The organism is Shewanella sp. SR43-8 (assembly GCF_014163775.1).
In the GTDB taxonomy this organism is placed as follows: domain Bacteria; phylum Pseudomonadota; class Gammaproteobacteria; order Enterobacterales; family Shewanellaceae; genus Shewanella; species Shewanella vesiculosa.
In genome coordinates, this window is the sequence record NZ_JACJDX010000008.1 from 1 (window position 1) to 26,181 (window position 26,181).

The window sequence follows — 26,181 nt, forward strand, 5'->3', positions numbered from 1 at the left end:
TATCGCCGATGGTAGTGTGGGGTCTCCCCATGCGAGAGTAGGTCATTTCCAGGCGCCTAATTTCTCTTTTACGAAAGAGAAGTCTCCTGATAGTGACATATCAGTGACTTAAAAAGATTTAGCATAGTGCGTAAGCAATTTGCTAAAGGAGCGGTAGTTCAGTTGGTTAGAATACCGGCCTGTCACGCCGGGGGTCGCGGGTTCGAGTCCCGTCCGCTCCGCCAACTTAAGATGAAAGCCTTAGCAGAAATGCTAGGGCTTTTTTCGTTGGGCGATAAAAAGATAACAACATAGAACCCCGCGACGGTTCGTTGAAGTGACAAGGTTGCGAGATTGTAGTGCATGGCCCCATCCATGGCATGTTAGCCTCTTTATGAGCAGACCGCGGCCTGTCTTTGTCGCAAAACTCACGGATTAAACCCGTCCGCTCCGGCAACGTAAGTTGAAGGCTGTTGCTGTAACCTACTTTGGCAACATAGTGCCAACCTCATTGGTATTGTCTGTTTATCTCTTTTAATTGTTTTGAGCTATTTCTGTTGATTTGTTGTAATCCATTCATCTACTTATGATTTAATTTTCTCTTATTTCGATCTATTTTCTTGCCATTCACATGTTGGACGCCTAAGTTAGTGCCAATGAAAGGGTATAGGAAATAATGATGAAGCTAGAAATGATTTGCACGGGTGAAGAAGTATTATCTGGTCAGATAGTCGATACTAATGCTGCTTGGGTTGCTAATACTATGATGGAAATAGGTATTGAGATGCAGCATAGGGTAACCGTTGGCGATCGAATGGAAGATCTCATTGCCGTATTCCAAGAACGTAGTAAGCATTCAGATGTGATTATTGTGAATGGTGGTTTAGGACCTACTAGTGACGATATGTCGGCATTAGCGATGGCTAAAGCTAAAGGCGAAGAGCTTGTCGAAAATGTGCAGTGGCGTGAGCATTTAGAAGACTGGTTTACGCGTAATAACCGGGTGATGGCGAAGAGTAACTTAAAACAAGCTTGGTTACCTGCCTCGGCTATTATGATCGATAATCCTGTCGGTACAGCTTGTGGCTTCCGTGTGAAGTTGAATAATGCATGGCTGTTTTTTACTCCTGGTGTGCCATTTGAATTAAAGCACATGATCACCGAGCAGTTTATTCCATTTATTATCGAAGAGTTTGGTGCTCAACAAAAGTCAGCTTTAGAAAAGTTACTCACAATTGGTCACGGCGAGTCATCTTTAGCGGACACCTTATCTGAGCTGAATTTACCTGAAGGTATCGAGTTAGGTTATCGTTCATCAATGCCACACATTGAAATTAAAATTTTTGCTCGTGGTGAAAAAGCTATCCGTCAACTACCCAAAGTAACAAAGCAGGTTAAAGCCTTATTAGGGTATGCAGTTGTTGCTGAGAATCGACCAACATTAGCAGCTGAAATTCATCATCGCTTATATCAGTCTGGCCTGAGTTTAAGTGTCGCAGAGTCTTGTACTGGTGGAATGATTACCAGTCAGTTAATCGACTTTGCTGGCAGTTCATCATACTTACACCATGGATTGGTGACCTATAGCAATGAATCTAAAGTGAGAGTCTTAGGTGTTAACCCACAAATATTGGACGATCATGGTGCTGTCTCTATTGCTACTGTTGAGGCGATGGCGCAAGGCGTACGCGCTATTCTTGATAGCGATTATGCATTAGCCACTAGCGGTATTGCTGGCCCAGATGGTGGATCTGATGATAAGCCCGTTGGGACAGTGGCGATAGCATTAGCAACTAAACATGGCGTATACAGTCAAATGGTGAAATTACCAAAGCGTTCACGCCAGCTTGTAAGAAGTATGAGTACCGCAATTGCTTACGATATGCTTCGTCGTGCATTGCTTGAAGAAGCTGTTATTGTCGATTACCCGTCAATTCCACGGTTTGCCAAGTAAGTTTATGTCGAGCTTGCTTACCTCTGGTTTAAGCAAGCTCGATGTAATGACTAGCCTGTAAGGTCATCAGGCAATTGATTGTTTTTTGCTTTTTGATAAAAGTAAGCAACCGTCAGTAAAATAACGCCAATCAAAATAAACGCGACGATTTTTTGAATTAATTCAAATGACGCCATATCAACAAAAATCACCTTGATACAAGCCAGAGCAAATAGCAGCGCAGCTAGCCTAACCAGGTTCGCTTGCTGAGGCCGTAGGCTTATAAACATCACCACACAGGCATGCACAACTAACAGTATTGCACTCATTGGTGCTGCAATACTCTGGTCGAATTGATAGCTCCACAGCAAGTAACTTATTACTAATAATGCATGCCAAGCCCACTTAAGCGCGACATAAGAGATAATTTTTCTGTGTGCTCTAATGCCTAATCTTGCCGTTAACAAATAACGACCTAATAACATCAGCACTCCAAGCTCTGCTAAATTAATCAGCACATTATCAATATTAAAGGTGAGCTGTGTTTCGCTGTGAAATAGGATAGGTAAAATCGCACAAGCAAAAATCATACAATATGCCAAGCTATAGCTTGGTGCCAAAGCCTGCTTAAAATGTTGACCGATACGTGTGTTTCTTTCGCCAATAACACTAAAATATCCACAGATAATTAACGCTGTAATTGCCCATGATGGATGGAACAAGTTGGTGATGGTTTGGCTTAACACGGCTATCACTAAGGCAATATAGTATGGCGCAATGTGCCATTGTAGCGTGGTAATGTGTTGCCATTTTTTGGGTAGTTGTTCATACCGTAAGCTAATAAATCCGAGAAATAGCAAGCCTAGGACCAATGCTGCAAGTCCTTGCCACTGTTCTGCTAGACACATTGCTGCGGTGATCATGGTTGCTAGGATCGTGAGTATTTGCGTCTCATAGTGAAGACTTTTGTGCTTAACAAAGTAAGCCAAACCTAGACTCATCAAACTGCTCAGCCACAATGAGATAGCAATGTAGTCAGGATAGCTACGTATGATTTTGGGCAATATTAGTAACGGTAGCACTAGGTAACAAATTAACTGAACATAGTAAGCAAAGCGGATTAACTTGGCATCAGCATAGTATTTTTTGTACCAATAATACGCCAGTAATAATCCGCCAAAGAGCTCAACACGGGCTAATTTAGCGTTGATTGCTTGGTCGGTAAAGCTAAGGCTATCAGCATCTACCATGCCAAAAATAATTAACCCTAATAACGGCAGTTGCAATAACCAGGCTAATACTTCGCTAAAGCGTAAGGTGTGTTTAGCGCTCATGTACAGCAGCAATAAGCTGATGAATGGCAATGTATTAAGCCAATATTGCTCGGTGATGAAAAAGCTCACCAGCAATAAGGTGATTGTATAAAGCACCCCAAGTAACTCTCGGATAAATCGCACTGCTAAGTGTTCTAATTTCATTAAGTCAGCTTGATGGCGGCTAAGCAGCTTTTGCGCCGCAAAAGTCATCGCGCAGGTTAGTGCCATCGATATACTCAATAATGCTTGATATCCTAATAGACCATCATTGTCATGGTTCGACAGTGTTAGCACATCAAAGACGTTAGCAAAGCTGCTGATTATGCCTAGTATAAGTATGACATAGGCTTCAGCTCTAATAGGGCTAAATAGCTGTTTACAGCCAATCCACAGTAACAGCAAACCTTCTAACAGCAGCACTAGCCCTAGCAGTTCTACGCTAAGTAAAAACAGTGCAGCAAAACCAGCAAAGCTTCCTGCAAAAGCTAAAGCTAGGGCCGCAATATCTTTATCGCGTTTAATCACCCAATATAACAAGCCACACAGTAATGCATTAAGTGCAAAAATCTCTCCAGCAAAAACGCTCCATTGCGTCAGGGTGAAAAGGATAAAGGCCATTAGTGCGATTGGAACCGCTAGCAGTCTTGGTGTTAAAGCCGATTTTATGACAAATAATAAACTGGCAATACTGTAGAGGTAGAACAACCCATTGATCATCAGTAATGCTAAGCCGGTTTGCCAATCGATAACAGGTAAAGGCAATTGAATAGCTAAGCTCAATATCTGTACGCAAGCAATGTGGAGTAATGCGGTGACTTCAATAAGTATCGGCCAAGCTAATTTGTGGCTTTGGATCATCGAGCAGATGCCGATAAGCATCAAATAGGGTAGGTATAATAAAGGTGTTTGACCGCCGTCAAGTAACATCAATGGCGCAAGTGAGCCGCCAATTAAGGCGATAATTGCCACTACTTTGGTGTCGAGTTTACTTGAAAGGCCATAACCTAATATCGTATTGAGAAATAGCAAACCAAAGCAGGCAACATCGGCAATAAGATTAAAATATGGTCCTAGGAAATACAAACACAAGTAGTTAAGAATAAGCCCAAGACCGACGAGTCCGGAACCAAAATCTTGCATCCCCGGGCGTTTTTGCCGAATAAACACTCCGCCGACAATAATGCTATTTGCGACCCCGAGTCCTAGTAAGGCTTTACCCAACTCTGAAAACCAGTTGTTGATTGAAAACTGCAGTAAATAACCAAAGCCTAGTGTCAGAGTAATGATGCCCGCCACTGTCATCAAAAATACTGGGCCTAAGCCTTTAGCTTGGTAATGCTGATAAAAGCTTTTTGCTTGTTCGGTTAACCCAGACAAAGGTGCAAGTGCAGATGCACTGAACTCACCAATAGCTTCAGCTAACTGGGTGAGCATGGCACTAAGGGCGCTTTGTCTGGCTGGTGACTTTGTGACTACCGAAGTTTGTTGTGCCGATATCGATGCTGCTGACACCGAATGACTTGTGTCTGACGGTTGGCGCTCCCAAGCGGAAGATGAGTATTGAGGCTTATCGGCAACAATATTGCTGCTCGAATCGTTTGCTCGACTCTCGTGCACAGGAATATGTAAGTTTTCTGCAGACAAGCTAAGCGGTTGTTGATTATTACTTTGCGCTTGTACTTGCTGGGCTAAAGCATCAAGTTGCTGAGTGAACCGAGCCAATTGTTGATTTACATCGGCCTGTTGTGCACCTTGCTGTGAGACTAGCTCCGCCAGTTGTGCTTTTAATTTGGCTACGTCATCCATTAACGGCATCATTCATCCCATGATTATTATGCACTCCAATATTGCCAAGTTATTGTACGTGGTTATGATTGAATAGGAAATGCTCAGTTTTTTGATATTTGAGAGGTTGAGCCTTTATCGATTATGTGGATGTACAGAGATTTGAAGCAATAAAAAAGCACCCGCAGGTGCTTTTTATTACGATGATGATAGTGCTAAAACTTAACCACCAGTTTGCCCTGTTGTACGGCAATCTCTTTGGTCATTTTCGCCATTAGCGCTTGATTACTGTCGCGAGTGTCTAAAGTATACACTGGCTGATTTTCAAGATAACTACGTAAAAAACTCATTAATTGTGGCGTAGCCTGGCTGATGTAACGCTCAATATCAGCGGGTTCAGACTCAACTTTGACTAAGTTTAACTGTCGTAGATACACGCTCTTAGTGTCAGTATCGTACCAAGGCACTGCCTCAAATGTCGTTTTTAATTTAGCATGAATGGGCAGTAATGGGTTATTAACAGTGATCATAGTTGCTGCTGTTACTGCCATAGTATTTGGCTTAGCGCCTAATACTACCTGCATGTCATTTAGCTTAAGCGACACTCCAATTAACTTATTGCCCTGCTTGACCTCAAAATGCATGTCTTTATTAAGGTATTGTTCTATTTCAGACTCAGTGATGCTGTACTGACTGGCACAGCCAGTCAGTAGTAATAACAATCCAAGTCCAAGGGTTTTAACCAAGGTTATCATCCAGTATTTCTCATTCCTGCAGCAACGCCGGCAATAGTCAGCATCAATGCTAACTGAACATGCGCCGATGGCTCTACCTCTCTACGTGTACGGGCTAATAGCTCGGTTTGTAAAAAGTTAAGTGGGTCGATATAAGGATTGCGCAGTTTAACAGATTCACGGCTCCAAGGAGTATGTGCCATTAACTCTGTTGCTTGGGTTAATGACAATACAGCATCAATACCCAGTTGCAGACGTTGACGCAACTTTTCGCCTAAATGATGCAGTTCTGGTTTGACTAAACATAGCTCGTAATACTTAGCTAAGTTAGGTTCTGCTTTGGTGTAAACCATCTCTAGCATTGAAATACGAGTTTCAAAGAAAGGCCATTGGTCTTCCATCTCGCGCAATAGTTCAAGCTCGCCGCGATCCGCAGCATCTTGTAATGCTTCACCAGCCCCCAACCAAGCCGGTAACATTAAGCGGTTTTGTGACCAAGCGAAAATCCACGGAATAGCACGGAGACTTTCAATGCCACCATCGACTTTTCGTTTCGCTGGGCGGCTGCCTAATGGCAGTTTACCGAGTTCAACTTCTGGCGTAGCGGATCTAAAGTACGCAACAAAGTCTGGTTCTTCACGAACAATACCGCGGTAATGCGCTACTGACTCTGCAGCGATGCGTTGCATACAATCACGCCATGCCTTTTTAGGCTCGGGTGGCGGCAGTAGTGTCGCTTCCATTACGGCCGAAGTGTACAGCGCTAAACTTTGCACTGCTAATTTGGGTAAGCCAAATTTAAAGCGGATCATTTCGCCTTGCTCTGTCACACGAATGCGACCATCAACTGAACCTGGTGGTTGCGATAAAATGGCTTTGTGAGCTGGTCCACCCCCACGGCCAATTGAGCCACCACGACCATGGAACAGCATCAACTTAACGTCAGCCTTTTTACAGACAGCAACGAGTTGCTCTTGAGCACGATATTGTGCCCAGGCTGCTGCCATTACACCAGCATCTTTTGCAGAGTCAGAATAACCAATCATGACTTCTTGCATGCCTTTAGTGTAACCACGATACCAATCAATGTTGAGCAGAGCTGTCATACAATCAGCTGCACTTTCAAGGTCTGCTAATGTTTCAAATAACGGTACCACTCGCATTGGGTTCGTGCAGCCAGCTTCTTTTAGCAGTAACAACACTGTGAGTACATCAGATGGCTTACTGGCCATAGAGATCACATACGACCCTAATGCATTAACGGGTTGTTGGGCGACTAAGTTGCAGGTTCTGACAACTTCTGCCACATCATCACTTGGTTGCCAATTTGCAGGGATCAGCGGGCGTTTACTGGTGAGTTCACGCAGTAAAAAGGCTTGTTTTTCATTTTCGTCCCAGTGGTTGTAATCGCCCATACCTAAATAACGGGTCAGTTCGGCGATTACGTCGCTGTGGCGTGATGCATCTTGACGGATATCGAGGCGCAGCATGTGAATACCAAAGCAGGCTAAACGACGCAAGATGTCGAGTAACAGGCCGTTGGCAATTAACTTCATGCCGCAATCGGTCAAGCTTTTATAAAGTAACTGAAGCGGTTCAAGTAAATCTGTTTTATGCCAAATAAGCTCGCGAGTATCGACGTCTGGTTTTTTACCTTCAAGGCGAGCGTTAAGGTAATCGATAGTGTTACGTAACTGACAGCGCAACTTGCGTAACACATCACGGTACGGTTCTTTACTGTTATCGGTTAACGCTGATAATTCAGCATTAGCGTGTTCCATCGACAATTCGCCGAGTAGGGTCACAATATCTTTTAGATACAGTCTGGCTGCCGCGTGACGATTACGGTCAAGCACTTCTTGAGTCACGGTAGAGGTCACAAATGGATTGCCGTCGCGGTCACCACCCATCCAGCTCGAAAAGCGCACTGGAGATACATCAATAGGTAACTGCTGGCCGGTTTTATGCTCAACTTGATCATTTAATTGACGTAAAAAGTCAGGGATCGCTTGCCACAATGAGGTTTCAATCGTGCTCAAGCCCCAGCGTGCTTCATCAACAGGTGTTGGGCGTTCGCTGCGGATTTCGTTGGTATGCCAAATTTGAGCAATCAACTGACGAAGACGCAGTGTGCTTTGTTCACGTTCGCGATCGGTAAGCTGAGAATTTTCTTGCTCGGTTAAGCAATCTACAACGGCGGCGTATTTTTGGATTAAGGTGCGACGAGATATTTCTGTTGGATGTGCCGTTAATACTAAATCAATGTCTAAGTTTTTTAAGCACTTTATGACATCTTTTTTATCTAAATCAGTGTCTAGCATTCGCCCGAGCAGTTGCTCCACAGGATCCGGAACACACACTAGCTCGTCGCAATTGCGGCTAATGGTATGGAATTGTTCTGCGATATTGGCTAAGTTTAAAAATTGGTTGAAGGCTTTCGCGAAAGGCACCAGCTCTTCGTCTGGTAACGCGGTTAATAATGCTAGCATTTGCTCACGAGAGGCTTCGTCACCCTGGCGAGATTTTTTGGCTAAAATACGAATTTGTTCTACTTTTTCTAAGAATGCATCACCTAAGTGGGTTTGCATTGTTTCGCCTAATATCTGGCCTAGATGCCCCACATTTGATCGAAGTGATGCATACATATCTGCCGTTTGCTCTGTCATACTTACTCCCGAAAAATGAACGATTTTTCCAATATCTCTTACATCACAATACCCAGCGTATCAATATCGGTCAATACACGGGCAGTGTGTTTCGTAATTTTATTTCGTAAAAATGTTACATTTATATCGTTAAAAAACCTAACTGCGCCGATTACTTGATACAAGCGTGATAAATCATTTTTTTGATCAATTCAACCGTAGGTGTGAGGTATTCTAAGCCAATAAATTCGTCTGGCTGGTGGGCTTGGTTAATACTTCCTGGGCCCAATACTAAGGTTTGGCAACCGAGTTTATTGATGTATGGTGCCTCAGTAGAATAGTTGACCACTTCAGCTTCATTACCTGATAATTGTGCCACTAATTTGGTCCACGGGTTATCTGCTTTTCCTGCAAACGATTCAGCCCCTGGATACAAAGTACTGACGCTAATACTGCCAGGATACTCTTTACTGATGTCAGATAAGTAGTTTAATACCATTAATTCCAGATCAGCTAGCTCCATACCCGGTAATGGGCGAATATCTAAATGCAAGTCGCAGCAACCACAAATGCGGTTAGCAGCGTCACCACCATGAATATGGCCAAAGTTCATCGTAGGATAAGGCACGGTAAACGCATCTTCGCGGTAATTTTCACTTAAATGCTGTTTGAGTAGCATTAGTTTGCTAATGACTTTGTGCATCACTTCAATGGCATTGAGGCCGCGTGCTGGATCAGATGAATGGCCACTGCGACCAATGACGCGGATCCCTTGGGCTAAATGCCCCTTATGCATGTAGACAGGTTTCAAGCTGGTGGGCTCACCGATAACTGCATAATCTGGCGCGATAACTGCTGAGTCAGCAAATGCCTTGGCGCCACTCATAGTGGTTTCTTCGTCAGCGCTGGCAAAAATAGTCAAAGGTCGCTTAAATTGATCGAGTGGCATGTCTTTTAATGCTTCAAGTACTAGCGCAAAAAAGCCTTTCATGTCGCAAGTACCTAAGCCGTACCAACGATTATTTTTTTCAACCATCTCAAATGGGCTTTGGCTCCAGCGGCCTTCATCAAATGGCACGGTATCGGTATGGCCTGCTAATAATAATCCGCCGCTACCTGAACCTATTCGGGCAATAAGATTTTGCTTATTACGCGAATCTTCTACTGTAGGGGTTTCACATTCAAAACCAAGCTCGCTAAACCAGTTTTGCAACAAGTTGATAACTGCATGGTTACTCATATCATGTTCAGCTTCGAGTGCACTGACTGATGGCGCTGCAATCAGCTGTGTAAAACAACTTTTTAGATTTGGGAGTGTGCTCATGGGTTATCCTAAAAATAATATGTAAAATACTTATTCACATATATTGCATAATTAATGTTGTGTGGTAGTCTAGCAAACAGCATTAACCGACACCATAAATTGAACATTAGAAATGAAAATAAATATGTGCATTCTCGCTGCTAAATCCACTATATCAATAATCATCGCTAACTTCCTGCGACGATAGTTCTAAATTAGGCGGCTCCCGTCTAAATAGGCTATGCTGACACTTTCTCTCATTATCAAAAAGAAACCAAACTTATGAAAAGCATCGCAATTATTGGCGCCAGTGGCTACACAGGTGCACAAATCACCTCGTTAATTAATGCAGACACTAATCTAAGCGTTCAAGGTTTGTATGTATCAGAAAATAGTTTAGATAAAGGTCGTAAATTAGCTGATCTATACCCGGTATATAGCCACATGGCTTATACACTATCGCCATTATCTGATGATGCTAAAAAACGAATTGTAGCCGAAGCTGATGCAGTAGTATTAGCGACTGAGCATTCAGTGAGCCTAGAGCTTGCGGCATGGTTTTACCAGCAGGGTTTGGCTGTATTCGATTTAAGTGGTGCTTATCGTTTTGCTGATGTGGCGCAGTACCCTAAATGGTATGGCTTTGAGCATACTCATCCTGATGTGTTAGCTCAGGCAGTGTATGGCTTAGCTGAGTGGAATAGCGAACAAATTAAACAAACCAGAATGATTGCGGTACCTGGTTGTTATCCTACGGCATCACTTACTGCACTAAAACCGCTTAAACCATTTTTAACTGAAATGTACCCAGTGATTAATGCGGTTAGTGGTGTCACGGGAGCGGGACGTAAAGCGCAACTGCATACTAATTTTTGTGAAGTCAGCTTAACGCCATACGGCGTGTTAGGCCACAGACATCAGCCTGAAATTGCCACACACTTGGGTCAAGAAGTGATCTTCACGCCGCATTTAGGTAACTTTAAGCGCGGCATTTTAGCGACGATAACCGTACAGCTAAAGCCGGGCACTACCGAAGCGGATGTGATCAAGGCTTACAGCGTCTACGATAACGCCCCAATCGTAACGGTTAAGCACAACCAGTTTCCTAAAGTCGATGATGTAGTCAATACAGCCAATTGTCATTTAGGTTGGAAATATGATGCTAAAAGTGGTTATTTAGTGGTCGCCAGTGCGATTGATAATTTAATGAAAGGCGCTGCCAGCCAAGGGCTTCAGTGTATTAAAATCCATTTCGATGTGTAAGCGGATTAAGGAATAATAATAATGACTACAAAATCAGTGTTAGTGCTTAAAGTCGGTGGTGCTTTACTGCAATGCGAAATGGGTATGGCGCGCTTAATGGATACCGCTGCTGAAATGATTGCCGCGGGTCAACAAGTGATATTGGTACACGGTGGTGGGTGTTTAGTTGATGAGCAACTGACTGCAAATGGTAAAGAAACTATTAAATTAGACGGTTTACGCGTTACGCCTGCCGATCAAATTGCAATCGTGGTAGGTGCACTCGCTGGCTCGTCTAATAAAATTCTACAAGCCGCAGCCGCTAAAGCTGGCATTGTCAGTATCGGCATGAGCCTAGGAGACGGCAATGTCGTTACGGCTAAAATTAAAGATGAACGTTTAGGGCTGGTGGGCGAAGTTGAGCCAAAAGATGCTACCTATTTAAACTTTATTTTAAGCCAAGGTTGGATGCCAATTTGCAGTTCTATTGCCATTTCTAGCCAAGGCGAGATGTTAAATGTGAATGCTGACCAAGCCGCAACGGCACTTGCTAAATTAGTAAATGGCACCCTAGTGCTATTGTCAGATGTATCGGGTGTATTAGACGGTAAAGGCCAATTAATTCATAGCTTAAATAAAAGCGAAATTGAACACTTAGTCGCCCAAGGGGTGATTGAAAAAGGCATGAAAGTGAAAGTGGAAGCGGCACTAGAAGTTGCTCAGTGGATGGGGAAACCTGTGCAAGTGGCTTCGTGGCGCGACGCGGAACAATTAAAAACCTTAGTCAAAGGTGGGTCCGTCGGGACTCAAATACAACCTTAATGGAGTAGTCGTATATGCAGCACCTATTGTCGATAAAAGAGTTAACTCAATCTCAGCTATTAGCCATCATTGAATTGGCTAAAAAAATTAAGCACAACCCAGCTGAGTACCGTCGTGCCTTAGATGGAAAAAGTGTGGTGATGTTATTTGAAAAGCCATCACTGCGCACCCGAGTCAGCTTTGACATTGGCATTAATAAATTAGGTGGTCACTGCTTATACTTAGACCAACAAAATGGCGCCTTAGGTCAACGTGAAACCGTGGCAGACTTTGCAACTAATATTTCATGTTGGGCTGATGCCATTGTCGCGAGAACTTACTCGCATACGACTATCGAACAGCTCGCGCTGCATGGCACAGTACCAGTGATTAATGCATTGTCTGACTTATATCATCCTTGCCAGGCTCTGGCCGATTTTTTAACCTTATCCGAGCAGTTTGATGATGTAAGCCAAGCAAAATTAGCTTATGTTGGCGATGGTAATAACGTCACCCACTCACTTATTTATGGTGCGGCGATTTTAGGTATGACCATGACAGTGATATGCCCTGAAGGTGCATTCCCTGATGCATTAGTGGTCACCGAAGCACAAGCGTTAGCGCAAAAAAATGGTGGTAAGTTAACGTTGAGTGCTGACATTAATGCTATAGAAGGTCATGATGCTGTTTATACCGATACGTGGATTTCTATGGGCGATGACACTCCGCTTGCTGACATAAAAGCCCGTTTTGCACCGTACCAAGTTAACAGTGAGCTAATGGCTCAAGCTGGTGCTAAATTCTTTATGCATTGCTTACCAGCACATCGTGGCGTAGAAGTAACCGACGAGGTAATGGATGGTCAAGGTTCGTTGATTTTACATCAAGCAGAAAATCGCATGCATGCGCAAAATGCAGTATTAGTGACCTTATTAAGTTAGGCACATTATTTAAGTTATTCAAAAGATTAAGACAATAATGCCTCTGGCGTTATTTAAATTGAACATATACGTAATCGATTCTAGGAATTAAACATGTCTAGTGCAGTGAAAAAAACCGGCGTTAAAAAAGTGGTATTGGCATATTCAGGTGGTTTAGATACTTCAGCCATTATCCCGTGGTTAAAAGAAACCTATGATAACTGCGAAATCATCGCATTCTGTGCCGATGTAGGCCAAGGCGAAGAAGAGCTCGTTGGCTTAACCGAAAAGGCATTAGCCTCTGGTGCTTCTGAGTGCCATATTGTTGATCTAAAAGAAGAGTTTGTTGCCGATTATATTTACCCAACTATCGCCACGGGCGCTATTTACGAAGGCACTTACTTATTAGGTACTTCAATGGCGCGGCCGATTATTGCTAAAGCGCAAGTTGAAGTGGCCCGTAAAGTCGGCGCCGATGCGGTATGCCACGGCTGCACAGGTAAAGGTAACGACCAAGTGCGTTTTGAAGGTTGTTTTGCCGCATTAGCCCCAGACTTAAAAGTCATCGCGCCATGGCGTGAGTGGGAAATGCGTAGCCGTGAAGACTTGTTGGCTTACCTTGCTGAGCGCGGCATTAAAACCAGCGCCTCAGCGACCAAAATTTATAGCCGTGATGCCAACGCATGGCATATTTCACATGAAGGCGGTGAGTTAGAAGATCCGTGGAACGAGCCATCAAAAGGTGTATGGACGCTAACAGTCGCGCCAGAAGATGCACCAAATGAAGCAGAATATGTGTCGTTAGCGATTAAAAATGGTCGTGTTACCCATGTCAATGACGAGGCATTATCACCATATGCAGCATTAATGACGTTAAATGATATTGCTGCTAAGCACGGTGTTGGTCGTATCGACATTACTGAAAACCGTTTAGTGGGCATGAAGTCACGTGGTTGTTATGAAACCCCTGGTGGCACAGTGATGTTTGCTGGTTTGCGTGCCATTGAAGAATTGGTATTAGATAAAACCAGCCGTACCTGGCGCGAGCAGATTGCAGCCCAAATGTCGCACCTAGTGTACGACGGTCGTTGGTTTACGCCTTTATGTAAGTCACTTATCGCAGCATCTGAATCATTAGCGGAGTCAGTTAACGGTGATGTAGTGATTAAGCTGTATAAAGGCCAAGCAACAGCAGTTAAAAAGCGTTCGCCAAACAGCTTGTATTCAGAAGCTTTCGCTACCTTTGGTGAAGATGACGTATACGATCAAAAACACGCTGAAGGCTTTATTCGTTTGTATTCTTTAGCTAGCCGTATTCGCGCACTCAATACTAAATAACCAATACGGCAACCATATAAAGGCGCTGCAAAGCGCCTTTCTTATAATGACTTTTGGGCTAATGGCAGAGTCATTACAAGAAAGAGAATATGATTTACAGCTATATTATTGAACACCCAGTTCTTAACACAGTTTTTAATACAGAGGATACCGACATGGCGTTATGGGGCGGAAGATTTCAAGGTGAAACCAGTGCACTTTTCAAGTTATTTAATGACTCACTGCCGGTTGATTATCGCTTATTTGAACAAGACGTTGTTGGATCAATCGCATGGGCTGATGCTATTGCCAGCGTAGGCATTATTACTGCTCAAGAATGTACTGATTTAAAAGCGGCCCTCAATGAATTGCTGGTGGAAGTGGGTAATGATCCCCAAGCTATCATCAGCAATGGCGCAGAAGATATTCACAGTTTTGTTGAACAAAAGCTGATTGCCAAAGTCGGTGATTTAGGTAAAAAACTCCATACAGGCCGTTCACGTAATGACCAAGTCGCTACCGATTTAAAACTGTGGTGTAAAAAAGAAGGTGCAGCGCTGCTAGCGCGTTTAGGCACATTACACGCAGAATTAATTGCCCTTGCAGAGCGTGAAGTCGATGCAGTAATGCCTGGTTATACCCATTTACAGCGCGCACAACCGGTCACTTTTGGCCACTGGGCGTTGGCCTATGTCGAAATGTTCGAGCGTGATATTAGCCGTCTGCAAGATGCATTGGGGCGTGCCGATTCATGTCCATTAGGTTCAGGCGCACTTGCTGGTACCGCGTATCCTATTGACCGTCACGCACTCGCAGCAGCATTGAACTTTGCCCGCCCGACATTAAACAGTTTAGACAGTGTGTCAGATCGCGATCACGTGGTTGAATTATGTAGCACGGCGTCTATCAGCATGATGCATTTAAGCCGGATGGCCGAAGACTTAATTTTCTTCAATTCTGGTGAAGCTAATTTTATCTCGTTAAGCGATCAAGTTACCTCTGGCTCATCATTAATGCCACAAAAGAAAAACCCAGATGCATTAGAGCTTATTCGTGGTAAAACCGGCCGTGTTTATGGCAGTTTAATGGGGATTCTCACTACCATGAAAGCCTTACCTTTGGCTTACAACAAAGACATGCAAGAAGACAAAGAAGGCTTGTTTGATGTGGTCGACAGCTGGGCTATTTGCCTAGACATGGCTGCATTAGTGTTGTCGGGCTTAACCGTTAACCGCCCGCAAGCTTTGGTCGCGGCGCAGCAAGGTTATGCTAATGCCACTGAACTAGCCGACTACCTTGTGGCTAAAGGCATGCCATTTCGAGAAGCACATCATGTCGTCGGTGAGGTGGTGGTATTTGCCATTGGTGAGCAAAAGCCGATTGAAGACTTAAGCGTGGCAGAGTTGCAACAATTTGCTAAAGTGATTAGCGATGATGTGTATCCAAACCTTACGATTGAAGCGTGTTTAGAAAAGCGTGATGTATTAGGCGGCACTGCCATTAATCAAGTACAAGCCGCCATAGCGGCTAAAAAAGCGTAACCAATCTCATAAGATGAAGTGAGCAAAATAATCTGGCGGTTTGTCTTTGGCAGACAGTCTGTAAAGCCCTATGGATACAAGTCTATAGGGCTTTTTTATGTCTAACACTGCTTATAGATAACCAGCATTCGGGATAAGAGTGCAGCTTATCTATTATGTTTTGATCTGAGTCAGCGTAAATATCAGTAAATTTTTTGCACATACTTTGATTCTTGAGCATCTCAAACAGGTGAACTAAGTTTTTATCTAATATTGGAGTAAAAGCTTAAAACATATGTGTTAGTGCTTACTGCCATTGTTAAATCCTTGTTATCGCCTATTGGTAAGATCTGCTCTCGATATCGACCACTTATCGATTGTTTTGATTCAAACACTCGGGTGTTTTTGGTGTAAAAATCTTGATTTTTAAGAGTTGCATTGTTTTATTTCTGCTCTATGTTGATGTTGGTGCTGGAGTGAAATGCATCAATTCGGTAACAAAAATATAAAAAAACACGCACACGGCGCAGGCTGATGTAGCGGAAAATATAAGGATATTGCGATGAAAAAATCTCTATTTTTATTATTAGCGGGTTTATTAACTGGTGCAGCACAAGCATCTGTGGGGGGATACCCTGTGGTGTTAGTGCACGGCTTTCAACCCGATAACTTACAAAGCAAACCGACTGGGGAGAAGGTAAGCGAAAATGGTGGCCAATATTGGGCACAGTATTGGCGTGATCGCGCAGACGAACGTATTGATTGGCCCTCGCAAGAGCGCATTGCCAATAAAATTACCAGCCAATATGTATGGCCTAAACTACAGCAATTATCGCGTTCAGGGACATGTGACAGTGGTTGTGTATTTGTCACCCATTCTACTGGTGATTTAGTGATGCGCTATATTATTGATAACCAAGCGTTATGGTTACAAAATGCCGGTTTAAAACCGCTTAATATCGTCGCCACATTTGATTTTTCTGGTGCCGGCGGTGGTGTTGAGCTGGCAGATTTAGCCGCGAATGTTGCCAGTGGCTCAGGTTTACTGGATAGCACATTAAAACTTGCAGTATCACTATGGTTAGGTGAGCTGCCGTCGTCATCCAATATTGGGGTATTGAATGACTTACGTGTAAATACTGCACGTCAATTGGCCGCGTTTCCTGACAGTCGAGTTCCACGTTTGCGTTTTGCTGGTGCAGGTTCTGACTTTCTCGGTGTCACGGGGGCATTTTTACCCGGCGAAGATGATGGTGTTGTTGCCAGTCACTCGAGTTGCGGTGCTGCATCAGTTGGCAGTTACAACAGTTGCTCACGCAGCGTGGCATTTGATGGCAAGCTCACTTCAACAAATGGCCCAAGTGGATTTATGCCTTATCACTATCCGATGTTAATGAGTAAAGGGTATAGCCATGGCGATACCATTTTAAATAGCGCTAAAGATGAAGTGACTTCTGCTAATAGTCGTGCCAATTATCTCAATGGCGATAACTTACAATTCAGCACCTATGATGAAAAACGTGGCTGGTGGATATTTAGTTCGCGTTATAGATTGGTGAGTAATTCGAATAAAACCAGTATGTCAGCACTGGTATATCAAGCAGCTAACTAAGCGTATATGAAATATAAAAAACTCGCTATAACCATTACCCTACTTGTTGTAGCGGTAGGGTATGGGATATACCGCTATACCGCAGAGCCGACACTTAAGCCGTCTCTGGCGGTTGCTGTAGCGCCGGTTGATCTTGTGTCTGTTCAGTCCAAGGTGCCCTCGATGAAGCCAAAGCAGATAACCGTAGTTGAAAAGCTGCCTGAATCGATCAGCGACAGCTTTCAGCTTATGGCTCAGGCTTATGCTAGTGACCTGACTTTGCCCGCTTATTCGATACCACTGTCAGCTAATGACAGTACCTTGCTTAACCCTAATGCTTATATCCCACAAGCGGTTTTGTTACAAGATGGCGCCAGCGCCAGTATCGTGTTACCACAATACCGCTTTAGTTTTCCAGAACCTGTGGTGGTAAAGCTTGAAGTAAAGGGATTAGTGGTTAATGGTGCAAGTGTATCGTTACGCAGCGAGCTTGCAGGTGGAACAGAGGCATTAGTGGCTAAAACCATGCTAGGGAGTGATGGAGAATGGGCGATAACTCTCGATGCCGAAGAGGATTGGGATGGCCCAATAGAGATCAGTGTAACCTTTAGTGCTAAGGGCAAAAAGCAAACGCTAAAAACCGGTATAGAATATAGTCATCCTACTGCAACCATAACTGGAGTCGGGGATATTCGTGCTGAAGGCAGTGATATGTTGATCCCGGTTAAAGTGGATGTCGAGCTAGCGGGCTATTATCGCTTACGTGCCAATTTATATACAGCAGATAAGCAGCCGATTGCCTTGCTAACTGGCTCAGACAAGCTGACACAAGGCTCAGTGGTGTTGGATCTTAAAGCCTATAAAGAAGTGTTAGCACAATATAAAGGCCCTTATGTTCTAAGCACATTTGTATTGGAGCGTCGTCCAGCTGTGCCCGGTGAATTAACTCAGTACGGCCATAGTGAGGAACCTGCCTATGAGCTAGGTGACTTTGCCGTTGAGTCGTTATCTGATGAGCCATGGCAACCCGATGAGCAAGAAATGCAGCGACTTGAGTTTTTGCAAAAAATGGCAGGAGACTAAGGTTTAGCCATTGTTACTTACATTATCTAAAAAACCGCATTAGTAAATAGTGCGGTTTTTTTTGTGTATAAGTAACGTCAAATTAGCCATGTATGCAGCATGAAATTGTGCAGGTAATCCGATTATTTTTTTAGTTTTTTCAATAGTTTCAATGTATTTTTTTTAATCAGTTCTATACTGAAATTGGCTTCACTGTCTATTCAAGCAATGGCAATGATGAGGTTAAGTGGGTATAAAAAAGCCCAGTCATTATGATAAAGACTGGGCTATTAGTGCAGATAAATTATGCTTTAGTTAACGCGCTTTTCACGTCGCTAGGCTTCATCGGGATTTTACGTAAACGCACCCCAACTGCCTGGTAGATTGCATTGGCAATCGCTGGCGCAACAGGAGTTACCGCCGGTTCACCTAATCCAGAGGGTGGCATTTTGCTCGGGATAAACTCGATTTTAACGTCTGGAGTTTGACCTAAACGCAGCGGGGTATAAGTATCGAAGTTTGAGTCTTTATACTGACCATTAAGCAGTTCAGTACCTTCATACAAGGCCATCGATAATCCCCATAATGCCGCGCCCTGACACTGCGCTTCAGCGCCATTAGGGTCAACAATAATACCAGCATCGATAGCGATATACAGTTTCTGAACATTGACAATACCGTTGCTTTTGTCGACATGAACTTGTACTGCACACGATACCCATGTTGGCATGTCACGCTCTTGGCCAAAGGTTGATGCAATTCCAAGCGCTGTATCTTTGGCTTGTGGAGTACCCCAACCAATCATCTCAGCAGCTTTCTTAAGTACTGCGGCTTGGCGAGCCGCGCCACCTTCAGCAACGGGTGTGCTACCAGCATTTCGGCCTTCGGCAATAAGCATGTCTAGGCGGAACTGCAATGGATCTTTACCCGCGTGATGTGCCGCTTCATCCATAAAGCTTTCAACAGCCCAACCTGTCCAACCTGGTCCAACTGAACGTAACCAACCTGGTCTGAAGGTCGCAATCGCAAGATCATTGGATACCGCACGTACTTTTTGAGCTCCAACAGTGTACCAATGGTCTGCGCCGGCAATCGAGAACGGATCATACGGTTCACCATTGGTGCCTTTAGGCATAAATCCTGGGGCTAATACTTGAGTTGGCCAACCTGCTGTGGCGTGATGTTCCATTGCGGTAACCGCTTTTTTGTCATCAAATGCCATTTTTAGCTGTTGAACTGATGCAGAACGTGCGCTATCAAATAACATGTCTTGTGGACGCATCATCACCATTTTAACCGGTTTACCGCCTAATGCTTTAGAGGTCAATGCCGCTGGAATGGTGTAGTCGCCGTTAAGTCTGCGGCCAAAGCCACCGCCTAACATGTAGCTACGAATAACAATGTTAGCTTCTTCTTCACCTAATGCTGTTGCTAATACGGGGAGGGTAAGTGATTGCCACTGACAACCTGAATGCACTTCCCATATACCGTCTTGGTTTTTAAATACCAAGGCGTTAAGCGGTTCCATTTGCGCATGTAATACCGTGCTGGTGATGTATTCTTCTGCAATGGTGCTTTTGGCACTGGCAAATGCTGGCTCAGTGTCAGCATTGCCCGTGTCTAAAATACTGCCTTTGGTTTGATCGCCAAGTAATTTTTGACCATGAGCAATTATGTCTGCTTCAGACACTTTGGCCGTTTTACCCGCATCCCATGTAACCTTTACCAGCTTTGAGGCTTTTTGGGCCGCATTGAAGCTGCTGGCGATAACCATTAACCATCCTGGCACACTGCCACTGGCATCATCTAGTACGATAGTTTGTTGGTAACCCTTTACTGCTTTTGCTGCAGAGTCATCAAACTTAACGACTTTAGAGCCATAACGTGTAGGAGGCAGAATAGGGTTGGCGTACACCATGCCATCAACTTTCGCATCGATACCAAATATGGTTTTACCATTGGTCTTGTTGGCGATATCAAGAGACGTTACCTGTTGACCAACAAGTTTAAGATCGGCATTAGGTTTCAGCGGCAGGGTTTTCAGTTCTTCTTCAGTAAACTGACGTGTTAAGCCCATAGTGACTAATTCACCGTAAGATAGCTCGCCTTTAGTTGAGATAATTTTACCGTTACTGGCTTTACAGTCTTTTGCAGCGATGCCCCATTTTTTAGCCGCAGCTTCAATTAACGCTGTACGACCAGCAGCACCTGCTTGACGGTATACAGGCCAACTTTGCGAAATAGACCAGCTGCCACCCGTAACCATGTAACCCCAGCGTGGATCACTGTCGACATGGATAATTTCAATATCATCCCATGAAGCTTCTAGTTCATCAGCAAGAATACGAGCAATAGCAGTACCGACATGTTGGCCCATTTCTGAGCGCATAATGTTGACTTTAATTTTGCCGGCGGTATCGATTGAGTACCATAAAGACGGTTCGTAAATGTCGCCTTCACTTGGTAATACTTTACCGTCAGGGCTAGCCGGATCCATTGCCGCCATTAAATGGCGAGGAAAACCAAAGCTGACACCAACCGCTGTCATGGCAATTAAAAAACCGCGGCGGGTTATCCCAGCCGATCCACGTTTAGGCAGTCTGCTCATCGTTGCTCTCCTTGATTGCGTTTGCTGCTTCATGAATGGCGCTACGAATACGAACGTAGGTCATACAACGACATAAGTTTCCGCCCATCACAGCGTCAATGTCTTTGTCTGAAGGCTCTGGAATGTCTTTTAGTAGTGCTGCAGCTTGCATAATTTGGCCCGACTGGCAGTAACCACACTGTGGTACTTGCAGTTTTTGCCAAGAAATTTGTAATGGATGATCGCCCTTTTCAGAAAGTCCTTCAATCGTGGTGATTTCAGCTCCTTCAACTGACGATATCGGGGTTATACACGAACGTGTCGCTCGGCCGCCAACATGGACGGTACAGGCACCACAGGTACCAATACCACAGCCAAATTTGGTGCCTGTCATATCCAGTTCATCACGAATAACCCACAGTAGAGGAGTATCACTCTCTACGTCGGCAGTCATCGGTTTGCCGTTTAAAATAAATTTTGCCATTGTCACTTCTCCAGTGAATTAGTGCTCAAATCGGGGTTGATTGCGGATCTCGCCCACTTTTTGTTGTAGTTTTGGCCAGGTGTTTTCCCCAGCTGCTTGACGCAAATAGGCTGCTATTGCGGTAATATCATCATCGTTAAGTGCATCGCGGAATCCTGGCATTACAACGCCGCTAATCCCTTGGTCGCTGCGTACGCCATCCAGTATTACGTTAATTAGGTTGCTTGGATCATTAAGATGTGTTGCTGAGCCAATAGTAATCAATGGTCGCCCTTTCACTAATTGCTCGCTGTTGTAGTGGCATGCTTGGCAAGCCGTCGCATATAAACGTGCACCTTGATCAATCCGCTGATCTGGTTGTTGATCTTGTGCCGCTATTGCTGCCTGTAAGGTGCTACTTGAGTCAGGCTCGTCGGTATTATTGGTACCGGAAATCTCAGCAAAGTATCCACTAATGGCTTCTATGTCACTGTCAGGTAGAGCTGACAGACCTTTGTGCATAACCGGCGCCATTGGGCCTGCCGCACTACCATGGTAAGGCGAGTTACCAGTAGTAAGATATTCGTAAAAGTCTTGCGCGCGCCATGGCAGAGGTGAAGTACTCGTTGATGTTAATGATGGTGCTATCCAGCCATCAATGGCAGCCCCTTGATACATTTGTGCATATTTTTCGCCGCCCAACGCATTACGTGGTGTATGACATGCACCACAGTGAGCAATACCTTCAGCTAAGTAAGCCCCACGGTTCCATTCTGCAGATTGCTGGCTGTTGATCTCAAAAGGTTGGGTGTCAGCAAACAGCAGTTTCCAACCAGCTTGAAACCAGCGGATGTTGAGTGGAAATGGAATACCGTTGTCTTTTTTGGCTTGGTTAACTGCCGGAACTGACGTCATGATGTACGCGTAAATCGCGTTTATGTCATCGTCGGTCATTTTATTAAAGTGTTCATAAGGGAACGCAGGCAATAAATGATGTCCATCGCGGCTCACACCAGTGCGCATGGCTCGAGCAAAAGCGGCTTGCGACCAGCTACCAATGCCTGTTTCGGCATCAGGAGTGATGTTACTTGAGTAAATGGTGCCAAAGTCAGTATGCATTTCATAGTTACCAGCATAGGCGGTGCCACCAGGTGGTGTATGACAAGTACTGCAATAGCCTGCTGCGGCTAAGACTTTACCTTGTTCTATAACGTGTGGAGAGTAATCTGTTTGAGTAGGTTCGACGGGATCAATTGCTGGGTGCCAAGCATATATACTGAATATACCTAATCCAACAATAGCTGCGCCACATACGCCGTAAACGATGCGCTTTAGCATATAACATTGCCTTATTTTAAATAAAAAATGATATTAGAGAAGGGAATATCTCATTTAACATTCCCTGTTCGACTTTGTATTATTATTGTGATTGGTCAAATATTAATCCTAAGCAAGGGATAGCCCTTTGTCCAGCATTGATAATGACGGATCTTGTATTGCATTAGAATAAAATAATACAGCACTGTGCTGATAAGTAACATTGAGTACGGTAAAAAAAATATTATAGTTAATTTTATGTTAGTTAACCGTTTTTTAGGTTTACTCTATGTTGCGTTAATCATAGCGTTCTATGACAAATGTGACAGGTACAACAAGATTGATGAGCGAGTGGACGTGCGGTCTTAACCCCCCCTATTTTCTGACTGACTCCTTTATATATTATGCAGCCTTCATTTGCCTATGACTGACTTGTTCCATGGTTATATAAGGTAGTAACCATGTGATTACCTCTAAGGTGGCTTGTTTCAAGGCGGTAATTCTCTTAGTAACTCTGCCTTTCACCTGGATATACCATTGTGGCAATGATATCGCTAAGTGGATAAAGCGCTTTTAGATTGCCGATCCAGAGTTATTGTTAAGCCTGATTGACATTCTACTTGTAATAACCGAGTACATTTAGGATAATTAATGCAAATCATTATCATTTGCGTTAATCGGCTTGGGATTGTATCAAATGGAACTTGTCAGTGTATCTTCTTTATGGCTTGGTTGTTTGTTTGCCTATTTGGCATCTGACAAACAGCAGCTCATTAGTTTGCCTTTCCCTAAATTATTAGCTTGGAGCTTGTGCTGTTTAGCGGTGTTATTTTCTGTGTGGGGATTTAGTCATACATACAGTGTATTAGTTGCCAGTTTAGTGGTGCTGATTTGCATGATGACCATGTGGATATTGCTGGTGCTGGTGGCCTCGCACTATAAAGGTCGAAGCATCTGGGTCAGTTCGCTAGGCTTTGCATTGTTTGTCAGTATCCTCCTTATTGGGGTTAAATAACCATGTGGCCTAAATCTGTTGCTGCATTTTTATGGGGATTAGTACTGGCCATCAGTTTAATGCTCATCGTCTTTCGGATATTGCCGGCTGCTGTTGATGTAAAACTATTTGTGGGGCTAATGCTGGGTTTTTGTGTGTGGGTTGGGGTGATGACATTTTGTTATAGCCGCAATAGCGCAAAGGCGGCCAGTGTCGTATGTGTAAAATGGCTTATGGCCAGTAGCCTTATCAATGCGTTGTTATTTTTTTCTCAAACTTAAGTCATGAATACCTCAATGAAGTCTGATTATCCCGTTAAGCACAAGGTCATTAAAAATCTTATCGAAGCCCATAGCTGGCTTGGACTAATTATTTCACCGTTATTATTTTTGGTTTTTTGGGCTGGAGCCGTAACCTTATTTCACGATGAGATTACTCAATGGGCCGTCACCCCGCATCATCCAATTGATCCTACTCAAGTTGATATTCCTTTAGCAAAACTTGTCGAGCAAAAAAGGGCTGAATACCCAATGGATCAAACTGGCCGTTTTCGGATTAATATGCCGACCCAGCTAGTACCTTATTATATTTTTTACTTTGACAAAGTGAGAGACGATCCACAATCAGCATCTCAGTCAATGGCGATACTGGTTGATCCTAAAAGCGGTGAAACTGTGGCTGATAAGGATGACTTTTATTTATCACAATTTATTTACCGCCTGCATTACAACCTTGATCTGCCTGGCGGCAGTTATTTAATTGGTGTGGTGACGCTGATTTTTCTATTTGCGTTAGTCTCGGGTATTTTTATCCATGCGCGTAAATTACTGAAACATTTCTTTTTGTATCGTGTCGATAAACAACGCCGGGATAAATTACTTGATCTTCATACTGTTGTTGGGGTGATGACACTACCTTTTACTTTGATGTATGCGTTGAGTGGCTTGATCCTTAACTTGGCCATAGTGTTTCAGCTGGCTTTTGTGGTGTTTATTTATCAGGGCGATCGACAAGCTTTGTTTAATGATGCCGGTTTTAACCGTAGCAGCGAACCTCGCAGTGAAATGCCACTGGATATGAGCAATGCGTTTACCTTAATTGAACACACTACACAGCAAGCGAATTTTGAATTACGGAATATTATTTTCCACCATTACGGCGCCGATAATGCTCTGGTACAAGTACGTGGAACCGACACGGTTAATTTTGCCCAACGAGATGAAGTGACCTATCGGGTTCAGGACGGCACTGTGATGGATAAGGTTAATGCCGATAATTACAATGTGTTCCGTCAAGGTAGAGATGTATTAGTGACATTGCATTTTAGTAACTTTGCAGGCTTAGATATCCGTATTTTGTACTTTATTTTGGCGCTAGCTATCAGTGCCATGATTGTGACAGGCAATATGCTATGGATTAATAAACGCAGTGCTCAGCGCCAGTCTTCTCCGCGCAGTATTGCTATCGTAACTGCCATGACGATTGGCGGCTGTGGTGGCATTATTGTGGCGACAGCAGTTGGTTTTTTGTGTGAACGACTATTACCCACAGCCTTAATAGGGCGAGGGGAATGGCTGGTGGGTTGTTTTGTAACGTCACTGTTGGCCGTCATGTTGTACAGTCTAAAAGTGAGTGATATTAAGCGTCATATCAGTCAGTTGCTGTTACTCACCAGTGGCATATTAGTCATCACTGTTGTGTCAGATTGGTTGTTGTTTTCTGAGCAAATATTAGCATTATGGCAAGGTGGTTATCATGGCGTCATCGGCATCCAAGTCGGCATGATACTGATAACAGCAGTGTGTTTATGGACCGCTAGTCAGTTAAGAGTATCACCTTGTTCGCTGCCAACAATGGCTAAAAATATCACAGCTGCCAATGGATAATGGATTGATATAAATTGATTAAACCTGTGAACAACACTATCACAGGCTTAATCATTAACTAGGCTGATCTAGGGCAAATCAAAAATCAGTGCTGTTGACTGAGTGTCCGCTGGATTAACCAAGGTCACTGTGGTGATGTCGGTGAGTTTAGCACCGTCTCCTGCACTCAGATTTTGCTCATCAATACTTAGCTGTCCAGCCACCTGATGCACGTATACTTTGCGTCCAACAGTAACCTGATAGGTTATTTCGGAGTTAGGTGCCAGAATCAGTTGTGACAATGTCGCATTTTGCTTGATTTGCAAGGTACCTTTGTCACCCGTTGGCGTAGCTATCGTCGTTAGTCCTACTGCTTGACCAAAGTTTTTTTGTTGGTATCCAGGCGTGTTACCTAAGGTATTTGGCTGGATCCAAATTTGCAAAAACTTCAGTGATTCAGTTTTTGATGCATTGTATTCACTGTGACTAATACCGCTACCCGCTGACATCAATTGAAATTCCCCAGCGGGTAATACTTCAACATTGCCTTCGCTGTCTTTATGGGCGATAGAGCCTTCAAGTACGTAGCTGATAATTTCCATGTCACGGTGACCATGAGTAGCAAATCCTGCACCTGGAGTGACGCTGTCATCATTGATGACGCGTAGCGCTGAAAAGCCCATGTGCTCTGGATCGTAATAACTACCAAATGAAAAGCTGTGCTTACTGTCTAACCAGCCAAAATTAGCTTTACCGCGTTCACTTGCAAGTCGTAATGTAATCATAATGTGCTCCTAAAGCGTGATC

At 43.8% G+C, this 26,181-nt stretch carries 19 protein-coding genes and 1 tRNA gene; 12 read left to right on the forward strand and 8 right to left on the reverse strand.

Annotated elements, in window-relative coordinates; genetic code table 11:
* Positions 1-147: 147 nt before the first annotated feature.
* A tRNA-Asp gene (locus H5114_RS11390) sits at positions 148-224 on the forward strand.
* Positions 225-658: 434 nt separating this feature from the next.
* Positions 659-1,933, forward strand: coding sequence for a CinA family nicotinamide mononucleotide deamidase-related protein (locus H5114_RS11395; RefSeq protein WP_182722979.1), 1,275 nt, complete (start codon positions 659-661; stop codon positions 1,931-1,933).
* Positions 1,934-1,983: 50 nt separating this feature from the next.
* On the opposite strand, the gene H5114_RS11400 is transcribed toward H5114_RS11395, so the two are convergent.
* The 4 genes from H5114_RS11400 to argE form a co-directional block, all read right to left on the reverse strand.
* A complete protein-coding gene (locus H5114_RS11400; RefSeq protein WP_182722980.1) occupies positions 1,984-5,043 on the reverse strand; it encodes a DUF2339 domain-containing protein in 3,060 nt (1,019 codons plus the stop codon).
* A gap of 185 nt (positions 5,044-5,228) precedes the next feature.
* The gene (locus H5114_RS11405; protein WP_182722981.1) at positions 5,229-5,768 is read right to left on the reverse strand and encodes a DUF1439 domain-containing protein; all 540 of its coding nucleotides are present in this window, start codon (positions 5,766-5,768) and stop codon (positions 5,229-5,231) included.
* Entirely contained in the window at positions 5,765-8,413 is a 2,649-nt protein-coding gene (gene ppc, locus H5114_RS11410) for a phosphoenolpyruvate carboxylase (RefSeq protein ID WP_124018200.1), read from the reverse strand. Before ppc ends, H5114_RS11405 begins: the two co-directional genes overlap by 4 nt.
* A 151-nt stretch (positions 8,414-8,564) precedes the next feature.
* Entirely contained in the window at positions 8,565-9,716 is a 1,152-nt protein-coding gene (argE, locus tag H5114_RS11415) for an acetylornithine deacetylase (protein ID WP_182722982.1), read from the reverse strand.
* 261 nt (positions 9,717-9,977) lie between these two features.
* Here argE and argC point away from each other — a divergent pair, with 261 nt between their 5' ends.
* The 7 genes from argC (at position 9,978) to H5114_RS11450 (ending at position 18,169) form a co-directional block, all read left to right on the forward strand.
* Positions 9,978-10,958, forward strand: a complete 981-nt coding sequence (gene argC, locus H5114_RS11420; RefSeq protein WP_182722983.1) for an N-acetyl-gamma-glutamyl-phosphate reductase — start codon at positions 9,978-9,980, stop codon at positions 10,956-10,958.
* A gap of 18 nt (positions 10,959-10,976) precedes the next feature.
* The gene (argB, locus tag H5114_RS11425) at positions 10,977-11,759 is read left to right on the forward strand and encodes an acetylglutamate kinase (RefSeq protein WP_182723122.1); all 783 of its coding nucleotides are present in this window, start codon (positions 10,977-10,979) and stop codon (positions 11,757-11,759) included.
* Between the two features lie 14 nt (positions 11,760-11,773).
* On the forward strand, positions 11,774-12,679 hold the full coding sequence (locus tag H5114_RS11430) for an ornithine carbamoyltransferase (protein WP_124018204.1): 906 nt from the start codon (positions 11,774-11,776) through the stop codon (positions 12,677-12,679).
* Between the two features lie 93 nt (positions 12,680-12,772).
* On the forward strand, positions 12,773-13,996 hold the full coding sequence (locus tag H5114_RS11435) for an argininosuccinate synthase (RefSeq protein WP_124018205.1): 1,224 nt from the start codon (positions 12,773-12,775) through the stop codon (positions 13,994-13,996).
* Between the two features lie 155 nt (positions 13,997-14,151).
* On the forward strand, positions 14,152-15,516 hold the full coding sequence (gene argH / locus H5114_RS11440; RefSeq protein WP_124018206.1) for an argininosuccinate lyase: 1,365 nt from the start codon (positions 14,152-14,154) through the stop codon (positions 15,514-15,516).
* A gap of 541 nt (positions 15,517-16,057) precedes the next feature.
* Positions 16,058-17,107 carry a hypothetical protein gene (locus H5114_RS11445; protein ID WP_182722984.1) on the forward strand — a complete coding sequence of 350 codons (1,050 nt, stop codon included), beginning with the start codon at positions 16,058-16,060 and terminating at the stop codon, positions 17,105-17,107.
* Between the two features lie 6 nt (positions 17,108-17,113).
* Entirely contained in the window at positions 17,114-18,169 is a 1,056-nt protein-coding gene (locus tag H5114_RS11450) for a hypothetical protein (protein ID WP_182722985.1), read from the forward strand.
* Between the two features lie 283 nt (positions 18,170-18,452).
* Here the strand turns inward: H5114_RS11450 and H5114_RS11455 are convergent, their stop codons facing one another.
* Genes H5114_RS11455 through H5114_RS11465 form a run of 3 tightly spaced genes read right to left on the reverse strand, consistent with a single transcriptional unit; the run spans position 18,453 to position 22,536 of the window.
* Entirely contained in the window at positions 18,453-20,756 is a 2,304-nt protein-coding gene (locus H5114_RS11455; RefSeq protein ID WP_182722986.1) for a xanthine dehydrogenase family protein molybdopterin-binding subunit, read from the reverse strand.
* Complete coding sequence (locus H5114_RS11460; protein ID WP_101084828.1) at positions 20,740-21,219, reverse strand: (2Fe-2S)-binding protein; 480 nt, start codon at positions 21,217-21,219, stop codon at positions 20,740-20,742. The genes H5114_RS11455 and H5114_RS11460 overlap by 17 nt, the downstream gene beginning before the upstream one ends.
* Before the next feature lie 18 nt (positions 21,220-21,237).
* Positions 21,238-22,536: a cytochrome c gene (locus H5114_RS11465; RefSeq protein ID WP_182722987.1), complete on the reverse strand. Its 1,299-nt coding sequence runs from the start codon at positions 22,534-22,536 to the stop codon at positions 21,238-21,240.
* Positions 22,537-23,212: 676 nt separating this feature from the next.
* On the opposite strand from H5114_RS11465, the gene H5114_RS11470 reads away from it, so the two are divergent.
* The 3 genes from H5114_RS11470 to H5114_RS11480 are packed head-to-tail and all read left to right on the forward strand — an operon-like array spanning position 23,213 to position 25,395.
* Complete coding sequence (locus H5114_RS11470; protein WP_124018213.1) at positions 23,213-23,530, forward strand: hypothetical protein; 318 nt, start codon at positions 23,213-23,215, stop codon at positions 23,528-23,530.
* A gap of 2 nt (positions 23,531-23,532) precedes the next feature.
* The gene (locus H5114_RS11475; RefSeq protein WP_182722988.1) at positions 23,533-23,790 is read left to right on the forward strand and encodes a hypothetical protein; all 258 of its coding nucleotides are present in this window, start codon (positions 23,533-23,535) and stop codon (positions 23,788-23,790) included.
* Between the two features lie 15 nt (positions 23,791-23,805).
* Positions 23,806-25,395 carry a PepSY domain-containing protein gene (locus H5114_RS11480; RefSeq protein ID WP_182722989.1) on the forward strand — a complete coding sequence of 530 codons (1,590 nt, stop codon included), beginning with the start codon at positions 23,806-23,808 and terminating at the stop codon, positions 25,393-25,395.
* A 68-nt stretch (positions 25,396-25,463) separates the two neighbouring features.
* Here the strand turns inward: H5114_RS11480 and H5114_RS11485 are convergent, their stop codons facing one another.
* A complete protein-coding gene (locus H5114_RS11485; protein ID WP_124018216.1) occupies positions 25,464-26,159 on the reverse strand; it encodes a pirin family protein in 696 nt (231 codons plus the stop codon).
* Between the last annotated feature and the right edge of the window lie 22 nt (positions 26,160-26,181).

Bases quoted from the DNA above. Each gene is read 5' to 3' on its own strand.
- ppc (WP_124018200.1), bottom strand. From the start codon at position 8,413: ATGACAGAGCAAACGGCAGATATGTATGCATCACTTCGATCAAATGTG.
- H5114_RS11405 (WP_182722981.1), bottom strand. From the start codon at position 5,768: ATGATAACCTTGGTTAAAACCCTTGGACTTGGATTGTTATTACTACTG.
- H5114_RS11430 (WP_124018204.1), top strand. From the start codon at position 11,774: ATGCAGCACCTATTGTCGATAAAAGAGTTAACTCAATCTCAGCTATTA.
- H5114_RS11455 (WP_182722986.1), bottom strand. From the start codon at position 20,756: ATGAGCAGACTGCCTAAACGTGGATCGGCTGGGATAACCCGCCGCGGT.
- H5114_RS11470 (WP_124018213.1), top strand. From the start codon at position 23,213: ATGGAACTTGTCAGTGTATCTTCTTTATGGCTTGGTTGTTTGTTTGCC.
- H5114_RS11475 (WP_182722988.1), top strand. From the start codon at position 23,533: ATGTGGCCTAAATCTGTTGCTGCATTTTTATGGGGATTAGTACTGGCC.
- H5114_RS11445 (WP_182722984.1), top strand. From the start codon at position 16,058: ATGAAAAAATCTCTATTTTTATTATTAGCGGGTTTATTAACTGGTGCA.
- H5114_RS11450 (WP_182722985.1), top strand. From the start codon at position 17,114: ATGAAATATAAAAAACTCGCTATAACCATTACCCTACTTGTTGTAGCG.
- H5114_RS11435 (WP_124018205.1), top strand. From the start codon at position 12,773: ATGTCTAGTGCAGTGAAAAAAACCGGCGTTAAAAAAGTGGTATTGGCA.
- H5114_RS11480 (WP_182722989.1), top strand. From the start codon at position 23,806: ATGAAGTCTGATTATCCCGTTAAGCACAAGGTCATTAAAAATCTTATC.
- H5114_RS11400 (WP_182722980.1), bottom strand. From the start codon at position 5,043: ATGCCGTTAATGGATGACGTAGCCAAATTAAAAGCACAACTGGCGGAG.
- H5114_RS11460 (WP_101084828.1), bottom strand. From the start codon at position 21,219: ATGGCAAAATTTATTTTAAACGGCAAACCGATGACTGCCGACGTAGAG.
- argE (WP_182722982.1), bottom strand. From the start codon at position 9,716: ATGAGCACACTCCCAAATCTAAAAAGTTGTTTTACACAGCTGATTGCA.
- argC (WP_182722983.1), top strand. From the start codon at position 9,978: ATGAAAAGCATCGCAATTATTGGCGCCAGTGGCTACACAGGTGCACAA.
- argH (WP_124018206.1), top strand. From the start codon at position 14,152: ATGGCGTTATGGGGCGGAAGATTTCAAGGTGAAACCAGTGCACTTTTC.
- H5114_RS11465 (WP_182722987.1), bottom strand. From the start codon at position 22,536: ATGCTAAAGCGCATCGTTTACGGCGTATGTGGCGCAGCTATTGTTGGA.
- H5114_RS11485 (WP_124018216.1), bottom strand. From the start codon at position 26,159: ATGATTACATTACGACTTGCAAGTGAACGCGGTAAAGCTAATTTTGGC.
- H5114_RS11395 (WP_182722979.1), top strand. From the start codon at position 659: ATGAAGCTAGAAATGATTTGCACGGGTGAAGAAGTATTATCTGGTCAG.